This window comes from Domibacillus sp. F004 (genome assembly GCF_057814295.1).
This window is the reverse complement of sequence record NZ_JBVATB010000002.1, coordinates 46,660-66,451: the sequence shown is the minus strand read 5'-3', so window position 1 is coordinate 66,451 and position 19,792 is coordinate 46,660. Positions and strand designations below refer to the sequence as shown.

The 19,792-nt window shown below is 43.2% G+C and carries 15 protein-coding genes; 1 reads left to right on the top strand and 14 read right to left on the bottom strand.

Annotated features, from left to right (window positions below):
* Window positions 1–39 precede the first annotated feature (39 nt).
* Genes larC2 through uxaC form a run of 8 tightly spaced genes read right to left on the bottom strand, consistent with a single transcriptional unit; the run spans window position 40 to window position 8,032 of the window.
* Entirely contained in the window at window positions 40–519 is a 480-nt protein-coding gene (gene larC2 / locus ACZYRN_RS05955) for a nickel pincer cofactor biosynthesis protein LarC2 (protein ID WP_488910613.1), read from the bottom strand.
* 4 nt (window positions 520–523) lie between these two features.
* Window positions 524–1,480, bottom strand: a complete 957-nt coding sequence (gene larC, locus ACZYRN_RS05950; protein ID WP_488910612.1) for a nickel pincer cofactor biosynthesis protein LarC — start codon at window positions 1,478–1,480, stop codon at window positions 524–526.
* Window positions 1,461–2,225, bottom strand: coding sequence for a nickel pincer cofactor biosynthesis protein LarB (gene larB, locus ACZYRN_RS05945; protein WP_488911118.1), 765 nt, complete (start codon window positions 2,223–2,225; stop codon window positions 1,461–1,463). Before larB ends, larC begins: the two co-directional genes overlap by 20 nt.
* 18 nt (window positions 2,226–2,243) lie before the next feature.
* Window positions 2,244–3,716: a gluconokinase gene (locus ACZYRN_RS05940; protein WP_488910610.1), complete on the bottom strand. Its 1,473-nt coding sequence runs from the start codon at window positions 3,714–3,716 to the stop codon at window positions 2,244–2,246.
* Complete coding sequence (larE, locus tag ACZYRN_RS05935) at window positions 3,709–4,527, bottom strand: ATP-dependent sacrificial sulfur transferase LarE (protein WP_488911117.1); 819 nt, start codon at window positions 4,525–4,527, stop codon at window positions 3,709–3,711. Before larE ends, ACZYRN_RS05940 begins: the two co-directional genes overlap by 8 nt.
* Before the next feature lie 18 nt (window positions 4,528–4,545).
* Window positions 4,546–5,316 carry an SDR family oxidoreductase gene (locus ACZYRN_RS05930; protein WP_488910609.1) on the bottom strand — a complete coding sequence of 257 codons (771 nt, stop codon included), beginning with the start codon at window positions 5,314–5,316 and terminating at the stop codon, window positions 4,546–4,548.
* 29 nt (window positions 5,317–5,345) lie between these two features.
* Window positions 5,346–6,614 carry a nickel pincer cofactor-dependent isomerase, group 22 gene (locus tag ACZYRN_RS05925; protein WP_488910608.1) on the bottom strand — a complete coding sequence of 423 codons (1,269 nt, stop codon included), beginning with the start codon at window positions 6,612–6,614 and terminating at the stop codon, window positions 5,346–5,348.
* A 2-nt stretch (window positions 6,615–6,616) separates the two neighbouring features.
* Window positions 6,617–8,032: a glucuronate isomerase gene (uxaC, locus tag ACZYRN_RS05920; protein ID WP_488910607.1), complete on the bottom strand. Its 1,416-nt coding sequence runs from the start codon at window positions 8,030–8,032 to the stop codon at window positions 6,617–6,619.
* 226 nt (window positions 8,033–8,258) lie between these two features.
* On the opposite strand from uxaC, the gene ACZYRN_RS05915 reads away from it, so the two are divergent.
* A complete protein-coding gene (locus tag ACZYRN_RS05915; RefSeq protein WP_488910606.1) occupies window positions 8,259–9,470 on the top strand; it encodes an ROK family protein in 1,212 nt (403 codons plus the stop codon).
* A 45-nt stretch (window positions 9,471–9,515) separates the two neighbouring features.
* Here ACZYRN_RS05915 and gndA read toward each other — a convergent pair whose 3' ends face one another.
* The 6 genes from gndA to ACZYRN_RS05885 all read right to left on the bottom strand — a co-directional run bounded on the left by gndA (window position 9,516) and on the right by ACZYRN_RS05885 (window position 19,709).
* Window positions 9,516–10,928: an NADP-dependent phosphogluconate dehydrogenase gene (gene gndA / locus ACZYRN_RS05910; protein WP_488910605.1), complete on the bottom strand. Its 1,413-nt coding sequence runs from the start codon at window positions 10,926–10,928 to the stop codon at window positions 9,516–9,518.
* 214 nt (window positions 10,929–11,142) lie between these two features.
* Entirely contained in the window at window positions 11,143–12,648 is a 1,506-nt protein-coding gene (locus ACZYRN_RS05905; RefSeq protein WP_488910604.1) for a hypothetical protein, read from the bottom strand.
* The gene (murJ, locus tag ACZYRN_RS05900; protein WP_488910603.1) at window positions 12,645–14,162 is read right to left on the bottom strand and encodes a murein biosynthesis integral membrane protein MurJ; all 1,518 of its coding nucleotides are present in this window, start codon (window positions 14,160–14,162) and stop codon (window positions 12,645–12,647) included. Before murJ ends, ACZYRN_RS05905 begins: the two co-directional genes overlap by 4 nt.
* Before the next feature lie 208 nt (window positions 14,163–14,370).
* Window positions 14,371–16,338: an S-layer homology domain-containing protein gene (locus tag ACZYRN_RS05895; protein ID WP_488910602.1), complete on the bottom strand. Its 1,968-nt coding sequence runs from the start codon at window positions 16,336–16,338 to the stop codon at window positions 14,371–14,373.
* Window positions 16,339–16,449: 111 nt separating this feature from the next.
* Window positions 16,450–17,466 carry a C40 family peptidase gene (locus ACZYRN_RS05890; RefSeq protein WP_488910601.1) on the bottom strand — a complete coding sequence of 339 codons (1,017 nt, stop codon included), beginning with the start codon at window positions 17,464–17,466 and terminating at the stop codon, window positions 16,450–16,452.
* Window positions 17,467–17,762: 296 nt separating this feature from the next.
* Window positions 17,763–19,709: a S8 family serine peptidase gene (locus tag ACZYRN_RS05885; protein WP_488910599.1), complete on the bottom strand. Its 1,947-nt coding sequence runs from the start codon at window positions 19,707–19,709 to the stop codon at window positions 17,763–17,765.
* Window positions 19,710–19,792 lie beyond the last annotated feature (83 nt).

Below are 19,792 nucleotides of genomic sequence, written 5' to 3'. Positions count from 1 at the left end.
TATGTCCGTTTTAAATTCTTGAATGACTTTAACTTATTTTTAATCGGATTTCCCGCCAAGGCGCTTCCAGACTTCTTCATATACATGCTTGAGTGGAATTCCTTCTTTTACAGCAATTCTCCGGCATTCATCAAACTCCGGCGCTCGCTGTACCGCCTCTCCGTTATAAAATCCTTCTTTCACGGTTACCGGTCCCCACGGCGTTTCCACTTTTATAAATGCCCGTTCAAGCCGATGTACCGTTAACGGATAATACCGCACGCCAAGCGTTGTCGTTTCAGCAAATAAAATATCTTTCATTTTTCCGACTGAACGGCTTGAACAAAGCAGCTGAAGCAGGACACCCGGACGATTCTTTTTCATAAAAATCGGTGTGTAATAAACGTCATTTGCGCCTGCTTCAAACAACAGCTCCATTACGTAACCGAGCCATTCACCTGAAATATCGTCCAGATTTATTTCCATTTTCACCATTTGATCATCGACATGCTCCTGATCCGGCGGACGCTGATTCGTCATCTTTTCATTCTTTTCCAATGACCACACGCAGCACATTCGGGTGATCTTTAAAGGTTTTCGTACCAGCGCCATAACCGATCGAATCGATTGTCATCGAGGGCATCGAACAAAACTCTTCTGCCAGAACAGATACAATCGCAGCGCCTGTCGGTGTCGTCAGCTCAAAACGAATATCGCTTTTGGCAATTGGCACCCCTTTTAACATTTCGAGTGTCGCAGGAGCAGGAACCGGATAAACGCCATGATCAATTTGGATTTTCCCTGTGCCTACAGGTACCGGCGATGATTTAATGGACGTGATGTCCATCTGATCTATTAAAATGGCTGCACCGATAATGTCGATAATCGAATCGACCGCACCCACTTCATGAAAATGAACCGTTTCAAGCGGCATACTATGAATATGCCCTTCCGCTTCACCGATCTTTTTAAAAATGGCCAGTGACATGCGTGTGACCTCTTCCTTAAAACCTGCCGCTTTAATCATCTCCACGATATCCTTGTACGAGCGGTGAGCGTGATGATGGTGGTGATCATGTGTATGATTATGACTATGCGTATGATGGTCGTGTCCGTGGTCATGACTGTGTGTGTCATGATCATGGTCATGGCTGTGTGTGTCATGATCATGGTCATGGCTGTGATCGTGACTATGTGTATGATCATGCTCGTGGCTGTGGTCATGACTATGTGTATGATCATGCTCGTGGCTGTGGTCATGACTGTGTGTATGATCATGGTCATGGCTGTGACCACTTTCGGCTGCCAACTGTACATCAAACTTTGTTGCCGTGATGCCTTTTTTCACAACTTTTTCCCACGATAATGCATACTCTTCTTCTATTTGCAGTTTCTTTAATTCCGCTTCCATTTTTACTGGATCGGCGCCTGCATCAAGAAGCGCCCCGATGACCATGTCTCCACTCATGCCAGAGAAGCAGTCAAAGTAAAGTGTCGTCATATTCATTCTCTCCTTTATGCGCCAAACGGTGAATGAGAACGGCATTATAGGCCGCTCCAAATCCATTATCTATGTTCACAACGCTCACACCTGACGCACATGAATTGAGCATCGATAAAAGAGCCGATAAACCGTTAAAGTTCGCTCCATAACCGACACTTGTCGGCACAGCAATAATAGGATTGGTCACAAGCCCGCCAAGCACGCTCGGCAGCGCGCCTTCCATACCGGCCACACAAACGGAGACATCTGCATTCTGAATTTCTTCAATATTATCAAGCAGGCGGTGCAAGCCGGCCACTCCGACATCGTAAATACGCCGAACATGAACACCTAGGGTCTCAGCGGTTACGGCTGCTTCTTCCGCTACCGACAAATCGGATGTACCTGCACATACAATTGCTATGTATCCATTTGTTTTCGGCTTTTCTTCCGTCCAGGCAAGTGTTCTAGCCATTTCATTATATTTAAACTCCGGGCATTTCTTTTGCACAAATGCTGCTTTCTCAGACGAAATGCGTGTCACAAGCACAGAGTCATTACGCCCCCGGAGTGACTGGACAATCGCTAAAATCTGTTCCGCTGACTTCCCTTCACCAAATACAATCTCCGGAAATCCCTGTCTTTTTTTCCGATGGTGGTCAATCTTCACGAATCCTAAATTTTCATATGTCGACAGCTTTTCCTTTGCTTCCGCTGCCGTTAACGTCCCATTTTGGACCTGTTCTAAAATACGATCGATTATTTTAACCACACACCTTTTTTAAAAATACTTTGTTACATCCGCAGCGAGTCGTACGTACTTTTTGTAAATGTCCTGATACACTTTATGATTCTCTGCATTCGGTACAACCGCTTCATCCATTGGCAAGTTGTTCTTAATGTCTTCAAATGAATTCTCTTCTCCGACTGCGACAAGTGCTGTCCAAGCTGCTCCCCAGGCTGCATTATGGTGGCTTTCAGATACATACATGTTTTTCCCAAATACATCAGCCATCATTTGAAGCCAGATCGACGACCGTGCAAGACCTCCGTTTACATAAATCTTCTCAGAAGGACCTGCCAAGCGTTCAAGCGCCTCGCTAATTTGATATAAATTAAATGTAATTCCTTCTAGTACCGCGCGAACGAAATGTTCTTTCTTATGCGTAATCGACATTCCGAAAAAGTTCCCGCGTGCGTGCTGATTCCATAATGGTGCCCGCTCGCCATTAATGTATGGCAGGAAGAGAATGCCATCTGCCCCCGGTCCAACCCGGCCCGCTTCTTTCGTAAATTCTTCGTACGTTCCTTGATAGTTTAACAAGTTTTTCAGCCATTCAAGCGCGATCCCGCCGTTATTGGTCGGACCGCCAATAATGGATGTTTCTCCGGTAAACATGTAGCAAAACGTTTCATGTTTTTCATTTGCACGAAATCCATTCGCCCACTGGCGAACCGCTCCGCTTGTGCCGGCAGTGATCGCCACTTCGCCTGGCAAAATGGCGCCGCTGCCAAGGTTGGCAAGCTGTCCGTCTGCCGCACCAATGACAAATGGAATATCTTCAGGTATGCCGATGTAGTCGGCAATGATTTTATTTAAGCCTGTCAATATTTCTGTTGGAGGCACCGGGCGCGACAACTGTTCTTTTTTCACGTTCAACAATTCAAGAATTTCCGTGTCCCAATCAAGTGTTTTGCCATTGAACAAACCGGTAGCAGAGGCCATTGAATAATCAACGATGCGCTTGCCAAACCATTGCAAAAGCAAATACTCTTTTACAGACATAAAATAAGCGGCTTTCTGAAACGGTTCGTAACCCGTTTCATTCATCCACAGAAGCTTGACAAGGGGAGACATCGGATGAATGGGCGTACCTGTTTTTTCATATAGTGCCATCCCATTCTCACTTATCAAACGTTCTGCTTGATCACTGCCGCGCCCGTCTGCCCAAATAATGGCACCTGATAGCGCCCGGCCGTTTTCATCGACACAAATAAGAGAATGCATCGCGCATGAAAAACCAATAGCAGCTACTTGATCCGGTGTCACACCCGCTTTTTGAATCGCCTCTTTTAAAACGAAAACGGAAGCGGATGTAAGTGCTTCCGGATCCTGCTCAACGTGGTTTGGATGCGGATAAAATGATTTCGTTAACTGTTCGGATTCAGCAGTTACTTTTCCGCTTCGATCAAAGACGACTGCCTTGACACTGGTCGTGCCCATATCCAGTCCTATAACGTATTCTTTAGACATGTTGTTCATCCTTTTCTAATGCTTTGTTCATGCTGCCGCTCGTATAGCCGACAAGATCCAATGACACATATTTATAGCCGAATTGCTGCAGTCTTTTGGCAATGGCCGCGTGATACTCAAGTACACGTGCCATATCCTTCGGCTCCACTTCAATGCGGGCCGTATCTTCGTGCGTCCGTACTCGTACTTGACGAATGGATAACGATTTTATATAAGCTTCTGCCTTTTCCACTTTGGTCAGCTTTTCTTTTGTGATCGTTTCCCCATAAGCAATGCGGGAAGACAAGCAGGCAAAGGATGGTTTATCCCACGTCGGTAAATTAAAGCTACGGGACAGCTCTCTTATTTCTTCTTTAAACAAATTCGCTTCCTGCAGCGGACCACGAATATTTTTTTCTTTCGCCGCTTTCATCCCCGGGCGAAATTCATTCATATCATCTGCGATCACGCCGTACACGATGTTATTAAACTCTTGTTTGTCTAAAATGGGGATAAGGTGATCAAACAAACTGCTTTTGCAAAAATAGCATCGGTTTTTATCATTTTCTGTATACCCCGGAATCGCTAATTCTGACGTTTCGATCACCGTATGCTGCACGCCAATCTGTTTAGCTAACGTCCTTGCTTCTTCCAGTTCAGTGGATGGGTATGTTTCGGAATCCGCCGTAACAGCGAGTACCCGCTCTGGACCCAGTGTATCAACAGCCGCTTTTAACAAAAACGTACTATCCACTCCACCTGAAAACGCGACGACAACAGAACCCATTTCACGGAGAATCGACTGCAGGTCCCCATACTTTTCATTTACCACCATGACTCATCCTTTCTGTTAAATCGTCATGCTGCCAAATCCGCCATCCACGCGGATCAGCGTACCCGTCACAAAACTTGATGCTTTCTCAGACGCAAGCCATACCGCTGCTCCCTGCAATTCATCCGGATCGCCGAAACGGTTCATCGGTGTATGACCCATAATAGAAGCAATGCGTTCTTCACTTAGAATCTTTCGGTTTTGTTCAGCCGGGAAAAAGCCTGGAATAATCGCATTCACACGAATGCCATCTTGCGCGAATTCACGCGCTAAAAATTGGGTGACACTGTTCAGTCCTGCTTTTGAAACAGAATACGTGAACACTTTTGACAGCGGTGTTGTCGAGGAAACAGATGAAATATTAATAATGCTTCCTTGTCTGCCTTGCTCGATCATTTTTTTAGCGAAAATCTGGCACGTTAAAACGATTCCTTTTAGATTAACATCCATGATTTGATCCCATTCGTCCATATCAAGATCAAAAAACGGCGTCGGGCTATTTGTACCGGGCGCATTTAATAAAATGTCCCATCCGCCCGACCATTCTTCAATTGCCGCCGCCGCTGCTCCAAGCGATTCTTTCGAGACAACATCTGCCTGAAATGCTTTCGCTATGCCTCCTGATGCTTCAATTTCTTTGACAACTTCGTTTGCTTTCTCAAGGTTGCGTCCAACAATCGCCACTTTTGCGCCGTGAGCAGCAAGTCCTTTTGCCATGGATGATCCAAGAACACTGTTTCCTCCGATGGCAACCGCTGTTTTACCCGTTAAGTCAAATAATGTAGTCATGATGTATCCTCCTGATTTCCCTTTAATAATTAAAATAAATTTCCGTTTTGATCAAATGAAAGTTCTTCCGCTTCTGTCACTGCTCCAAGCTGCGCATGTTGCTGCACGTATGGGAGCAGTGCTTCAGACACTTCAATCTCGCTTATTTCAAGAGTATTTTTAATACGAACCATTTTCACCTTTGTAAAATCAAGAATGTTGCTCGTTTTAATCGCCGCTTGAATGGTTTCTTTGTCATTTGCGAGTGTCGTTGCAATTTTGGTTGGTGCGACAACGGTTGATGTCAGCCCGTTTGCATACGTTGTTTCTAGATCCATTTTATCAACAAGGCGCTGCGTCGTAAAATCGGCGGTGCCGACCCCGTTCGCATTTCCCTCTGTCTCGTGCGTTAAGTCAAGGACGACCATTTTATTCACATCCGGTCCGCCATGCGCGTATGGTGTTGGGTAGCGGCCTGTTATATTGGGATCCATGCCGTCGCCGCTAATGTTTTTGCCAATCTGATCAATAACAAGTACATCAAGCTGCTCAAAAAACAGTTTTGGCAGCAGCTCTTTTGCTTTTGCTTGAAGCCCTGCTTCTTTTTCTTCAATTTCTTCTGCTGCAAGCACTTTAACGACCGCCACTTTATCAAAGGCATTTTCAAGTGTTGCAACACCGAATAATACCGGCAGATGCTCCATAATCATTTTCGCCATTGCTGGCACGTGCACCGCCATATGCTTAAAACCAAGCTGGTGGCACGCTTCTGCCCCTTTTTGCTTGCCCAGTCCGATACTGATCATTTTCATAATGCCGCTTTCAACCGGTCCGCGAAAAGCGGTATGCGGCTTAATGCGGTTAATCACGACAATGCCGTCCGCTTCAGATGCGTATTTGTCCACGTAAACCGGCAGGCCATTTGGCAGCTCGCCGACTTTAATCACTTCCATCGATGAACGAATTTCAGCACCGGTGCTTTCTTCGGTTACACCGAGATGTTTTAACACATCAATTTGCCCTTCCGCTGTTGCTCCGCCATGACTGCCCATGCTCGGTACGATAAACGGCTTTGCACCCATTTCTTTTAGAAAAGAAACGGTCATCGCTGTAATTTCAACAATCCGGTCTACGCCGCGGCTTCCAACTGCGATGGCAATCGACATGCCAGGCTTCACTTTTTGACGGATCACTTCGCGCTCAAATTCGCTTTGAAACACAGCTGCCAGATCATCGATTTTCTGATCATCAAATTTCTGTCTGACTTTCACCATTTTCGGTACAGGAATGTCTTTAACAAGATCTTGAATGATCCCCATTGTTAGTTTCCTCCTTTTCGCTCCAAAAAGTAACTCTTTGCATTATCATACCCGATATTTCGCACCATCCGCTCAAGGAAGGCACAATTATTTGGAGCTTTTCCTTCTTCCACCCATTCTCCAAGAATGTTGCATAAAATGCGGCGGAAATAATCATGTCTCGTATATGAGATAAAACTCCGGGAATCCGTCAGCATTCCGATGAAATGGCCGAGCACTCCAACACTTGCAAATGTTTTCATTTGCTGTTCCATTCCATCAATATGGTCATTAAACCACCAGGCAGAACCTAATTGAACTTTCCCTGGAATCCCTTCTTCAAAGAAGTTGCCCATCATGGTCGCAAGCACATCGTTATCTTTGCGATTTAAGTTAAAGAGAACGGTTCTTGGCAAAGCACTTTCTTGATCAAGTGCATCAAGAAAACGAGACAATCCTTCGGCTACATCTCCATCACCAATTGAATCAAATCCTGTATCCGGCCCAATTTTTTCTTTCATCATTGTATTATTATTGCGGATCGCACCCATATGAAGCTGCATAACCCATCCTTTTTCCGCGTACATCTTGCCAAGTTCTTTTAAAAGGAATGAACGGTAAGCAAGCAAATCTTCATCGGTTAACTCTTCTCCACTGATCCGTTTGTTGAAGACCGCTTCCGCTTCGTCTTTCGTCGTTTCTTTATATACCATTTTTGGAATGTCGTGATCCGACGCTCGCCCGCCATTTTCATAGAAGAAATCAACCCGGTTTTGAAGTCCTGCCAATAGATCCTCAAATGTTTCTACTTTCAAACCGGAAACACCCGCTAATTTGCCAAGCCATTCTACAAATGCAGGACGTTCAATAAAAAGAGCTCCGTCCGGACGGAATGTAGGCGCGATGGTTGCTTTAAATGAATCATCTTCTTTCAGCAGTTTATGGTAACGAAGGTCCGATACTGGATCATCTGTTGTACCAATGAATAACACGTTTGATTTTTGAATAAACGATCTTGGATCATATCCAGGTGACTGAAGCTTTTCATTACATTCATCCCAAATTTCTTTCGCTGTTTCCGGTGTAAGCAATTTGTCGATGCCAAAGTATTTTTTTAATTCCATATGTGTCCAGTGGAAAAGCGGATTGCCTATTAAATGTGGTACGGTATATGCCCAAGCCTGAAACTTTTCCCAGTCACTTGCATCACCCGTAATCAGTGACTCGCTCACGCCGTGCATACGCATTAATCGCCACTTATAGTGATCACCTGCAAGCCAAAGCTGCGTGATGTTTTCAAACGGTTTATTTTCCCATACCTCTTTTGGACTGAGGTGACAGTGAAAGTCGAAAATCGGTGTATCTTTTGCCGCTTTTTCATACAAGTGTACGGCTGTCTCATTATTTAAAAGAAAATGATTGTCTAAAAATTTTTTCATGTTGTGCCCTCTCCCATTTTATGATACTGTATTTTTTAAAGTTGAAAATTGTAAACCTTTTCAGAACGATATAATTAATCAAAAATAAGGCATCTATTTAATTCGTTTACTAAACAAATTAAATATATTATTAATTTATCATGTCTCTGTATTATACGTCAATAAACCTTCCTCACAGAAAAAAACCTGTATAATAAAAGAATACACTTATGAAGGAGGATTATACATGGCTGCTGGTGATGCCGCTTACATAAAAAAAATAAATCGTTCCCTTATTGTTCAAAAAATTATCGAAAGAAACATGATTTCTCGGGCTGATTTATCAAAATTAACCTCTTTAACAAGAGCGACTATTTCCGCCCAAGTAGCAGATTTGCTTGAAGATGAACTAATTGTAGAAACACATCCCGAACACTATGGCGTAGGAAGACGCCCGATTATACTGTCTGTCAACCGATCAGCCGGTTATACGCTTGGCATTGATCTCGATTATGGGCTGTTAACGTTTGCTTTATCTGACTTGCTCGGCCAGCCAGTATCGGCCTATACCGTGAAAATAGAAACGACTGAGTATGAAACCATTCTCCCTCTTTTAGTTAAACACATTCAAATTTTCCAAAAAGAATGTACAACAAGCCGCTATGGTTTAGTCGGTGTCGTAATCGGGATTCACGGTCTGGTGACAAGAGAGGAAATCATTCATTATGTTCCCCGTTTCGGGTGGCAAGATCTTCATATAAAAAGTGACCTGGAAAAAGCAACTGGACTCCCTATTTGCATTGAGAACAATGCTAATTTATGTTCTTTCGCAGAACGCGTTTATGAGCACCATGAAACGGAAAATTTATTATGCGCAACCCTTTATTCTGGAATTGGACTCGGTGTCATGATGAATGATGAATTTTTCAAAGGCCATAATGGCTTTGCAGGTGAAATTGGTCATACGATCATTATGCCGGATGGGAAACCGTGTAATTGCGGCAACTACGGCTGCTGGGAACAATACGCGTCCGAATCCTCTTTTTTCAGAGAATTATCGGAAAAGAAACAACAATCAGCCATTTCGTATGAAGACGTGAACCAATGGCTGCAAGGCGGAGATCCCGTCGTCGTCGAAATGATGGAACAATTCATTTATTTTTTGACGATCGGCTTAAACAATCTGATTAATGCATACAATCCGGAAGTCATCGTTTTAAACAGCGAACTGCTCGAGCTTAACCCTCAGTCTATTGAACAAATTGAAAGTAATTTAAAGTCCACTATCAGTCAATACCGGGAATTGTCTCTTTCAAAGCTTGGTACAAAGGCCTGCGTCTTAGGGGCCTGTGCGCTCGGTATTAAACACTTTTGGGAGGTGCCGTCTATTAATCTCTCTCTCATTAAAATGAACACAGATGCAGATAGCACCGCTGATGAAGTAAAGCAGCCTCACTAAAATGAAAAGGCCGTCTCCTATGAGAGACGGCCTTTTTCTTGTTGCTTATTTCATCCACTCCGTATGGAATGTACCTTCTTTATCAATTCGTTTATACGTATGAGCACCAAAGTAGTCACGTTGCGCTTGAATCAAGTTCGCAGGCAGCGTTTCTGTGCGGTAGCTATCGAAATAAACAATGGCGCTTGAGAATGACGGTACCGGAATACCGCGTTCCACAGCCAGTGTTACGACACGGCGAAGCGCTGATTGGTAGTTTTGCACGATATCTTGGAAATACTCATCAAGAAGCAAGTTCGCAAGGTTCGGATCGCGGTCGAACGCCTCTTTGATTTTTTGCAGGAATTGCGCACGGATGATACAGCCTCCGCGGAAAATCATAGCGATGTCGCCGTAACGAAGGTCCCATCCGTATTCTTCTGATGCTGCCTTCATTTGAGCAAATCCTTGTGCATATGAACAAATTTTGCTCATATAAAGCGCTTGACGAACTGCTTCGATCATTTCCTTCTTATCACCGTCAAACGGTGTTACTTCAGGACCTGTTAATTGCTTGCTTGCTTGTACACGTTCGTCTTTCAGCGCAGAAATGAAGCGGGCAAATACGGACTCCGTAATAATAGAAAGCGGTACGCCCAGGTCAAGCGCGTTTTGGCTTGTCCATTTGCCTGTGCCTTTTTGTCCGGCAGCATCTAAAATGAGGTCGACCAGCGGTTGACCTGTTTCATCGTCTTTTTTCTTGAAGATGTCAGCTGTAATTTCGACTAAATAGCTATCCAATTCGCCTTTATTCCAATCTGCGAATACTTCATGAAGTTCATCTGTTGAAAGATCAAGCATATGCTTCATAATGAAATAGGCTTCTGAAATCAGCTGCATATCGCCGTATTCGATACCATTATGCACCATTTTTACGTAATGGCCTGCGCCATCCGGACCGATGTATGTGCAGCATGCGTCATCGCCTACTTTTGCGGAAATAGCTTCTAAAACTGGACGGACAAGTTCAAACGCTTCACGCTGGCCGCCTGGCATAATAGAAGGACCTTTTAGTGCTCCTTCTTCTCCACCTGATACCCCTGTGCCAACGAAATGAAGGCCAAGTCCTGCAAGTTCTTTATTGCGGCGAACCGTGTCTTCAAAAAATGTGTTCCCGCCGTCGATTATAATGTCGCCTTTATCCAGATGCGGCTTTAAAGCATCGATTGTTGCATCTGTTGCGCCGCCTGCTTTCACCATAAGCAAAATTTTACGCGGCTTTTCAAGTGAGTCCACAAATTCTTCTACACTGTACGTGCCTTTGAAATTTTTTCCCTCTGCTTCTTCATGGAGAAATGCAGTCGTTTTATCGGCTGAACGGTTATAAACCGCAACAGAGTACCCTCTGCTTTCAATGTTTAATGCTAGATTTTTTCCCATTACCGCAAGACCAATTACCCCAAATTGTTGTTTCGTCATGTGAATCTCCTTCCTTTCCACTCCCTGGTATTTTTATCTAAAGCAGATGTTACGATTGAACTTCCTGCCTGTTTTTCAACTTATCCGCAAATTCTGATAAAGCTCACCTGTAAACATAGGGCAGCTTTTGTTCGTTCGTCAATTTTCTACTTCTCTACTATTTCGTCAAACCTTATCGCTTTTCCTGCAAAAAATGCGTCGATTTTTGTAAAATTTATCGTGATTTTAAATAGCTCTTTTTGCTTTTGATTAATTTTTGAAGCACTGGGCTCCTGTGCCCGCCAATTGCGGCCCATTTTTTCTCATGTCCCTCTAAATCGTTGAGCGTCAAGTATTCATAATCATTGCCGGCAAATGTACCATCACGATTAATTTGATACCAGAGATCGCCGCTTTCGCGTATCCAATCATCACCAACTGATTCAATGCCGCGGCGGATTTCACGTACAGCAAGCAAATACTTTTTATCACCACTCGCCCGATACGCATCGATCAGCATATTTGCTTCGCCAAGCGCATGATTAAGGGAAGCGTGAATATGCTGTTTTCCTTGCTGCGGCGAATAATAATCAGCCGGCAAATATCCTTTTTCCGTATGGACAACGTTATCGATGCTAATTAGATTAAGCAAATAATCGCTGTATTCAAATAGTGCGTTTTCAAGTTTTGGTACCCCGAGTTCTTTTCCAATCCGATGCATATAAAGGACAAGTAACTCATTATGGCGCGTATCTACATAGGGTGCTGTAATATGATATTTCTGCTTTAGCCATGTGCTCGTATATTCTGTTTTCCAAATGACATCCTTTTTCGATTGACGATAGAACCATGCATTCGCTGCTGATTGAACCGTTAAATTGTAAAAATAACGTTCGTTGTTTTTAAAATATTGATCGATGGCTTCTTTATCAATCAGCGTACCAGGATTACGGCCATATCCTTCTTTTGTAAATGGTTCAATCGACCAGGGCAATTTTTTAAGCGGCCCGTCTACCGTAAACCAGTTGTTCACTTCCTTATAATTTTTCTGGTGGAAGTGAATCCAGTCATTTAAGTTTTTTGTTTGTTCAAACAGCGGTGCTTCTGCGAGTAAAAACCATTGCTCACTTATTTCACCGCGTCCGGCAGTCATCGTAAACTCAACACCTGTTTTTGAATGCTGCAATGTATTTTTTTCCGCCAGCAGTTCACGCACCGTACTTTCACGGCCGCTTCCGTACAATTCATTCAACTCGCGCGACGTAAATGTGTGGCTCATGACCAGCTCGTTTGTAAATTGACGGTCGTACGTATAACGGAACAAACCGGCCGGCGGCTTCGTTTCATCGACGCCCGTTACGTCATCGTGCAAGCGTTCTGAAACCCCTTTCGTCCAATCGACAAAATAATAGTCGTCAGCAGGCGTAATTTCCACCTTCCCCTTTACCGTCCCTTCCCCGCTCATACGCAGCATAACGAACCGGTCACCATTGTTCATTTTCCGGACTTTCACGGTTAAAGCAGCCTTATTCCCAACGTTATAACGATAGTTTGTATCTTTATAAAGAGCATCAAGCCCCTCTGGATTCGTTTCTTTTTTTAATGATAATTGATCTGCTTCTAGCACAAGTGACGGGTTGCCCATTGGAATGATATGCGATTCCGCAACAGGGGCCGCTTCAGAACTTGCCTTACAGCCTGCCAGTAGGAGCACAATGAAAATAAAGAATCTTTTTTTCACGATAGACCACTCCGGTTTCTTCTTATCATACTGAGCAATTTACGGAAGCCCTCTTTATAGAAGAAAAATAATCCGGCGACATATAAAATGACACCGATTGGTACAAGAATGGCCAGCTGCCACAATGAATACAAATTATCAACGAGTGGACGAACAAAATAAAGAGGTACCGCCATAAATGCGGTCGCAATCGCTGTACGGCCCAGTAATCCAACGAGTCTTATAGGCTCTGATCGATCAAAGTCTTTGTAAACAAAAATGGTGCAGGCTGTTAAATAATAAAGCGAAACGAGTGAACTAGTAAGTGCGAGCCCTGGATAGCCGAATGGACCGATGAAAAGCCAGTTCAACAGCACATTAATAGCGATCGTAAACACGCTAATCCGGAAGACAATTTTCGTTTTTCCTTGCGCATACATCGCTTTTGCCACAATGTATTGCATTCCCTGTGTCACAATCATGGGCAAGTAAAAAACGAGCGCAATGTAGGTATGATGCGTATCTTCCGCGGTAAATTCTCCCCGCTCATAAATGAATGACAATGCAGGTTCTCCAACAACGTAAAGACCCGCTGCAATGGGGGCGAGCGTTAGCAATGAAATTTGCATCCCGCTGAAAAACGTATTTTGAAAACGTTGGCGGTCATTCACTTGCTCGGCCAGCAGCGTAAAAATAATAACGGCAATCGTTGTCGCATAAATGGTGTGCGGAATAGAAGATAATAGCTGGGCATAATTTAAATAGGAAACAGGCCCTTCTCCTATCCCGGCTGCAAACCCTTTATTAACGAACACATTAATTTGGCCGACGACGGAACTAAGCAGGGCCGGCGCTAACAGGACGAGGAAAGAGTGCTGAAACTCTTTATCAACCGACAAAACCGGCTTCCATCTGTAATCGGTTTTGTAAAGATAAAAAAATTGAAGACATATGCCAAGAATCGTACCAGCGATAAAACCGTAAGCGAGGCTCGCAATTCCCCACTGTTCTGAGAAAAGGAGAGCAAATGCGACACCGACAATCGTTTGAAGCAACTTGGCAATCTGTGAAGGAACGAAAACACGTCTTCCCTGCAAATAAGAATCTAAAATACTTGTTAATGCAATGAATGACATAAACACAAAGAAAAACTGTGTAATGGAAACAGCTGTTTCTTCTGTCAACAATGGCATATTTCTAAAAATGAGCGGCACGAACGACGGTGCTAGGAAGAAGCCGATCATTGAAATACCAATAAATAAAAGAAACGTAACATTCATAATCCCGTTCGCGCTGCGATCTGTTTGTACGGGCTCTTCTTTTCGCCTCTTTACGTACATCGGCAAAAATACGTTATTGAATCCGCCTGCAATCATGGCAATCGCCAATGTAATAAATGAAAATGCAAGCAAATAACCATCTGTATAGCTGCTAACACCAAATTGATAGGCTATAATACTTTCACGCAAAAAACCTGACAATTTGACAACAAGTGCCAGCAATCCAAGCCAGAGCGCTGTTTTTTTTAATGACATTATTTATGCACACCCCAATATCAATTGAATTCCCCTGCTTATTTTACCTTATTCCGAATGAGCATGCGAGAGCCGGACGGCATAACTGTATCGATTGATCATCCCATCAAAAAGTGAAAATTCCATTCGTGGAGAGCGTTACTGCCTGTTAATCAGAAATAAATAAAATAGTCCCGCCCTAGCCTGTTTGCTAGACGGGACTTCATTTCTATTCTTTACCTGCAATAGGCAATACATTAATATAGTCGCTGTAAATATAGCCTTCTGCATTCGCTGGAATATCTGATACTACTTTTGCCCATTCGCCTTGCTGCAAGATGGCAACTGGCATTCTACTTAAATCATATGTGTATAGAAGACTTCCATTCGCACTTGTGCGTACATTTAAGTCCGTTGTATTGGTAAAGCCTAATGTATATTGATCAGAGTCAAAGTCTCTTGAGCCAAGTGCTTTATCGATCGTTCTCATATGACCGCCGACTTTTGCTCCCCAGAATGGATCCGATGCATACTTCACATTAATCCCATTCGATTTCGTTCCGGGTGCAGCGCCATATGAACGCCAGTCACCTGGTGTAAGGTAACCGCCTCTCCAGTCTCCATCTGCACCAGTGAAATATTCATCTGCCAAGTGCATGATGCCTTCTTCCACCGTTTGAAAAGATTTTCCTTTTTCAGGATTGTTATCATACACTTGAATGCCGAACAGGTTATTATTGTTATACGCATGACCGCTCGTGCCATAATCACTCTCATGAATAGCCATTGCCAGCACCATTAAGGCATTAACGCGTTTTTCTTTTTCTACTTTTTTCAGTGAAGCACCAATCCCAAGTAGTTTACTCTTTGTCGATGCGTCTTTATAACGCGCCGCCCCTGTTGCTTCCCGTTCAGCGACCACTTTTGTAATATAAGCATCCAGTTCAGCTGCTGTGTAATTTGTTGTGGTACGCGCCGGTAAGTATTGAAAAAATTGATATTCCCGTCCGAGCGTTTGACCTGCCTCATTATAAAAACTGAAACCGTCCCAGCTGTAATATTTTTGGCCGCTTCTCATAAATGAAGGCGCAATCCCAGCGTTATAAGACGAGTACGTATTATTTTCAATTCCATAAATAGAATGAATGAGTGATCCGTTTACATTTTGATAATAGCCGCGTCCTTTCGCTCCTTCAAATGGAACGAGCATCGCGTCACCCGGTCTCATATAATAATCTTCTCCGCCAATGTATACTTGTACATATTGATCGGTAGAGGTGACATATTTCATTTCCGTCGTGGTGTACACGATCTTTGATGCATTTTTTGGATTTGCCGACACATATGTTTTCGCCGTTTTTAACGCAGGATCCGTATACAGATTCACTGTCGCTCCACTCGCCGGTTTAGCAAATACCATCCCACCATTATATTTCATATAAATAATGTCGCCGTCTTTTGTGACAAGTTCAGAGCCATTCGTACTCATCGCCTGTTTTGCCAGATCGAAAGATTCATAAGATACGGCAGAACGTGTTACATTGCCAGATGCATCAATATTAGCTGTCTGGTACAATTTTGCCGGAGGCTCCGGTAATTCACCTTCAAGAAGCCGGTAAATAAACGCTGCTGCCTGATCACGCTGAGCGTTCGCATCGGGGCGGAACGTATTATCTGGAAACCCGGAAATGATGCCTAAATTGACGCTTTTGCCAATGGCTATTTTATGCGTTGAACTTAAGCCCGCCATATCTGAAAACGTTGGGGCAGTATATTCCGCAGTCTTGTTTAAATACACGAGTGCATTGTCAATCATTAACGCCATATCTTTGCGCACAATGGTTGCTTTCGGATGGAAATTCCCATCTGAACCACCTTTAATAATGCCTGCCGCTGCCGCTGCATTTATATAGGGTGCTAATTTACTGGCTGGCGATACATCTTTGAACACAGATGGACCGGAGGGAAGTTCAAGAGCACGCGCTAAAAACGTTGCAAACTCTTCCCGCGTTACATTATTTCCTGGCCGAAATGTACCGTCTTCATATCCACTCATAATACCTGCTTCAATAATCGACCTTAGTTCTGCTTCAAGCTTAATACCGGTAACATCATCTGCCTGTACTTTCATGTTTAATGATGGCAAGAGTGGGAATAATAAAACAAGCGCCATCACAATTGAAAATGCTTTTTTCATCTTAGATTGGAACTCCCTTCAAGGTGGTGGCCTATTTTCAAGGTTATGCCTGCTATCTATATATAAAAAAAACAGCCCCGGGTAAGAGCCGGGACCGCTTTTTTATCTTTCTTATTGTGCACTCATTGCATTATAGATCGCAACTGTAAATGCTTCACGTGTTGCGTTATGGGTACCGTAGAATTTTTCACCTTCGAAAAGGCCTGTTTTATCAATTGATGCCATTGTGACGATACCTTCGTATGCCCAGTGACTTGAACTAATATCTTTATAGCCAACGCTTGCTGCTGCTGTTTGTGACATTTTCAATTCAAATGCACGCTGGATAATAGCAGCCATTTCATTACGTGTCATTTCTTCGTTAGGACGATATGTTTTATCGCTGAATCCTGTAATGATGCCCGCTTCACGCATCGCTGCGATATCATAAGCGAAACGATATGATTTTGGTACATCTTTAAAGTGGCTCATTATTTCTGGTTTAATGTTTAAAACGCGGTTGATGATCGCTGCCGCTTGTCCGCGTGTTACTTTTGCGTCTGGACGGAACGTGTAATCTTCAAACCCTGTAATAACTTCTTTATCCGTTAATGTTTTAATAGCACTGTATGTTGTTTCTGATTTTGCTACATCTGTAAACCATTCAGGTGCTTTCTCTTCTTGAACAATGCGTTTCGCACCTGCATATTTTGGACCCCAGTATGAGTTACTTAATGAAACAAGATCGATCCCATTGCTAGATGTTGCATTTAATACCATATTACCGCCTGCGTATACACCAACATGTGAAATCCCTTGGCGGTATGTATTTGCAAAGAATACAAGATCGCCTGGTTGTAAATCACTTTTTGATACGGAAGTTCCCACATTAAATTGTTGATCTGTTGTGCGCGGCAGAGAAATATCTGCTGCATGTTTATATATATACTGTGTAAATCCGGAACAATCAAATCCATTTGGCGTTGTTCCACCAAAAACGTAAGGGACACCCATAAACTTTTTACCGTAAGTCACGATTGATTCTCCGACAGACGCTGCCTCTGTTTTTACAGATGTTAGCGGGGACAGAGTGATAAGCATGATCGCGGCGATTAAAGCAGTTATTGCTTTTTTACAACTGTTCACCATAAACCTCCCAGTTTCTCTTTCGTTCTCCATATTTTCTCATTAACGTAATTGTAGCAAACTTAAACCTCAAATAGTTTTACGTTTCTATTACATTAAAATATCGTTATATTACGTTGATTTGACAGCATTCTCGCGCTTTTCCCTCTGAAATTTTCCTTTTATTGTTCTTTTATCCTATTATTCTCTTCCTTTCGCCAATACTCTTGTAATATTGACATGAATTTGAAATATAACTGAAAATTCACATTACAAAAGGCCCGATTCGTATCTCTCACGAATCGGGCCTTATTTATTATCTAGCGTATTTCTTTGTTGATCGCTCGGGCAAGGAATGCTGAGAACTCTGCACGGTTCATGTGGGCTGACGGACGGAATGTACCATCTTCATATCCACCTGCTATATTCTCCGCGACGATGCCGTTAATATACTGATAACCTGTGACCTTTGCTGTCACATCTTTCATCTTTCCGGATGCTGCTGGCGCTATATCATAGGCGCGAGCAATTAAAATCGCCATTTCAGAACGTGTTACAGGGGTGCCTGAACGGAATGTCCCATCGCTAAAGCCTGCAATAATCCCTGCATCAAGCAAACTTTGCACGTAACCAGAAGACGACACCTTTGCGGTCACATCTTTAAAGGCTGTGTCACGTACTGTGCCGTCAAGACCAAGTGACTGTCCGATCAACACAGCTGCTTCTCCGCGGGTAATACTTGCCTCTGGGCGAACAGTGCCATCGCTAAAACCTGTCATAATGGCTTCATGATATAAATACATCATGTAACGGTCATACCATTTTGTTGCGCGTAAATCACTTATTTCCGGTTCTTTAATCGTTGCTTTTAATGTAATAAACGATACTTCGTCCTCCACACCATTGACAACCGGATGGAAATAATATGTCACTGTTCCTTGCGATGCATAATCAATCCATTCGCTTCCTGTTTCATTTTTTCCGACGAGTGTTTCACCGCGGTATACATTAAAAGTGCCGAATCGGGCAGAAAGATCGCTCGTATCAAATATCACTTTTCCTTTTGTATCCGCTGTATATGGCACGGCAATGCCATGATTAATTGGATTTTTATCCACTTGCACAAGACCAAATCCAAAATAAGCATCACGGCCTGCTGCACCTAAATCAACCGCGTTTTTTTGTAAAAGTGATCGAATTTGAACGTTTGTCATTTCGGGGTACTTTTCCTTATACAGCGCTGCAAGACCTGTTACATAAGGTGCTGCCATTGACGTTCCGCTCGAGTATTGATAACCGGATGCATTCATCGACATTGGATACGTGCTGTAAATCCTTACACCCGGAGCCGTTAACTCGACTTCTTTCCCAAGTGATGACAGCGGGTCAATCTTTTTATACTGATCAATAGATGAAACCGCAATAACACTTTCGAATTTCGCCGGGTATTCAACCGATGACGCAGAGCCGCTTACAGGTGCTCCTGTATTACCTGCCGCTGCGACAATTAACATGCCTGATTTATATGCTTTTTGCATCACTTCCTGCAAGGCTAATTCATTCACCGGCGTCGTAATGCTAACATTTAAAATGTCCATTTTTTGTTTCATTGCCCATTCCACACCGGCAATCATCGTGCTCGTCGTCCCATATCCGTATTCATCCAGCACTTTAATTGCATAAAGTTTAGATGAGGATGCAACACCGATCGTTCCGAATGTATTATTATTCGCTGCGATAATCCCTGCCACGTGTGTACCGTGTCCTGAGTCATCATTGTATGAGTCCGGACAGCCATTTTTGTCGACGATTGTCATCATACATGCGCCGCCTGCAATCCGATTTTTCAAATCAGGGTGGCTGGCATCAATACCAGAGTCAAGTACGCCAATTTTCACACCGGTTCCCGTCAATGTGGCAGGTACAGGATTTTGTGTCCCGACCATTTTGTATCCATAAGGAATGGCTTGTGCCGATGATTTTATCGGCATATCATACGTAATGGAGACTACATCTGGTGACATCTCCAATGCTCTTTTTTGTACATCTGTTACTGTAATCGATGCAGCTGGGATTTCTTCAAATATGTACTCAATTGATTCTGAGTATCGCTTAAGCAATTCATTATCCACTTTCTCATCAAACATAATTACCGCCTGTCTGCCGTCAATTGTGTTTGCTTCGAACACTTCAGGGGTATCGATGAAGAAGAAAAATGCGGCGAAAAGCAGCGCAGGTAAATATTTGGAAGTACCTATGTTAATCACCTCTTTCTTCTAAATAAAAATAAAGAGAAGCTGTATGCCCCTCTTTATTGTACCGTTTACACGATGAATATTCTATTTATATA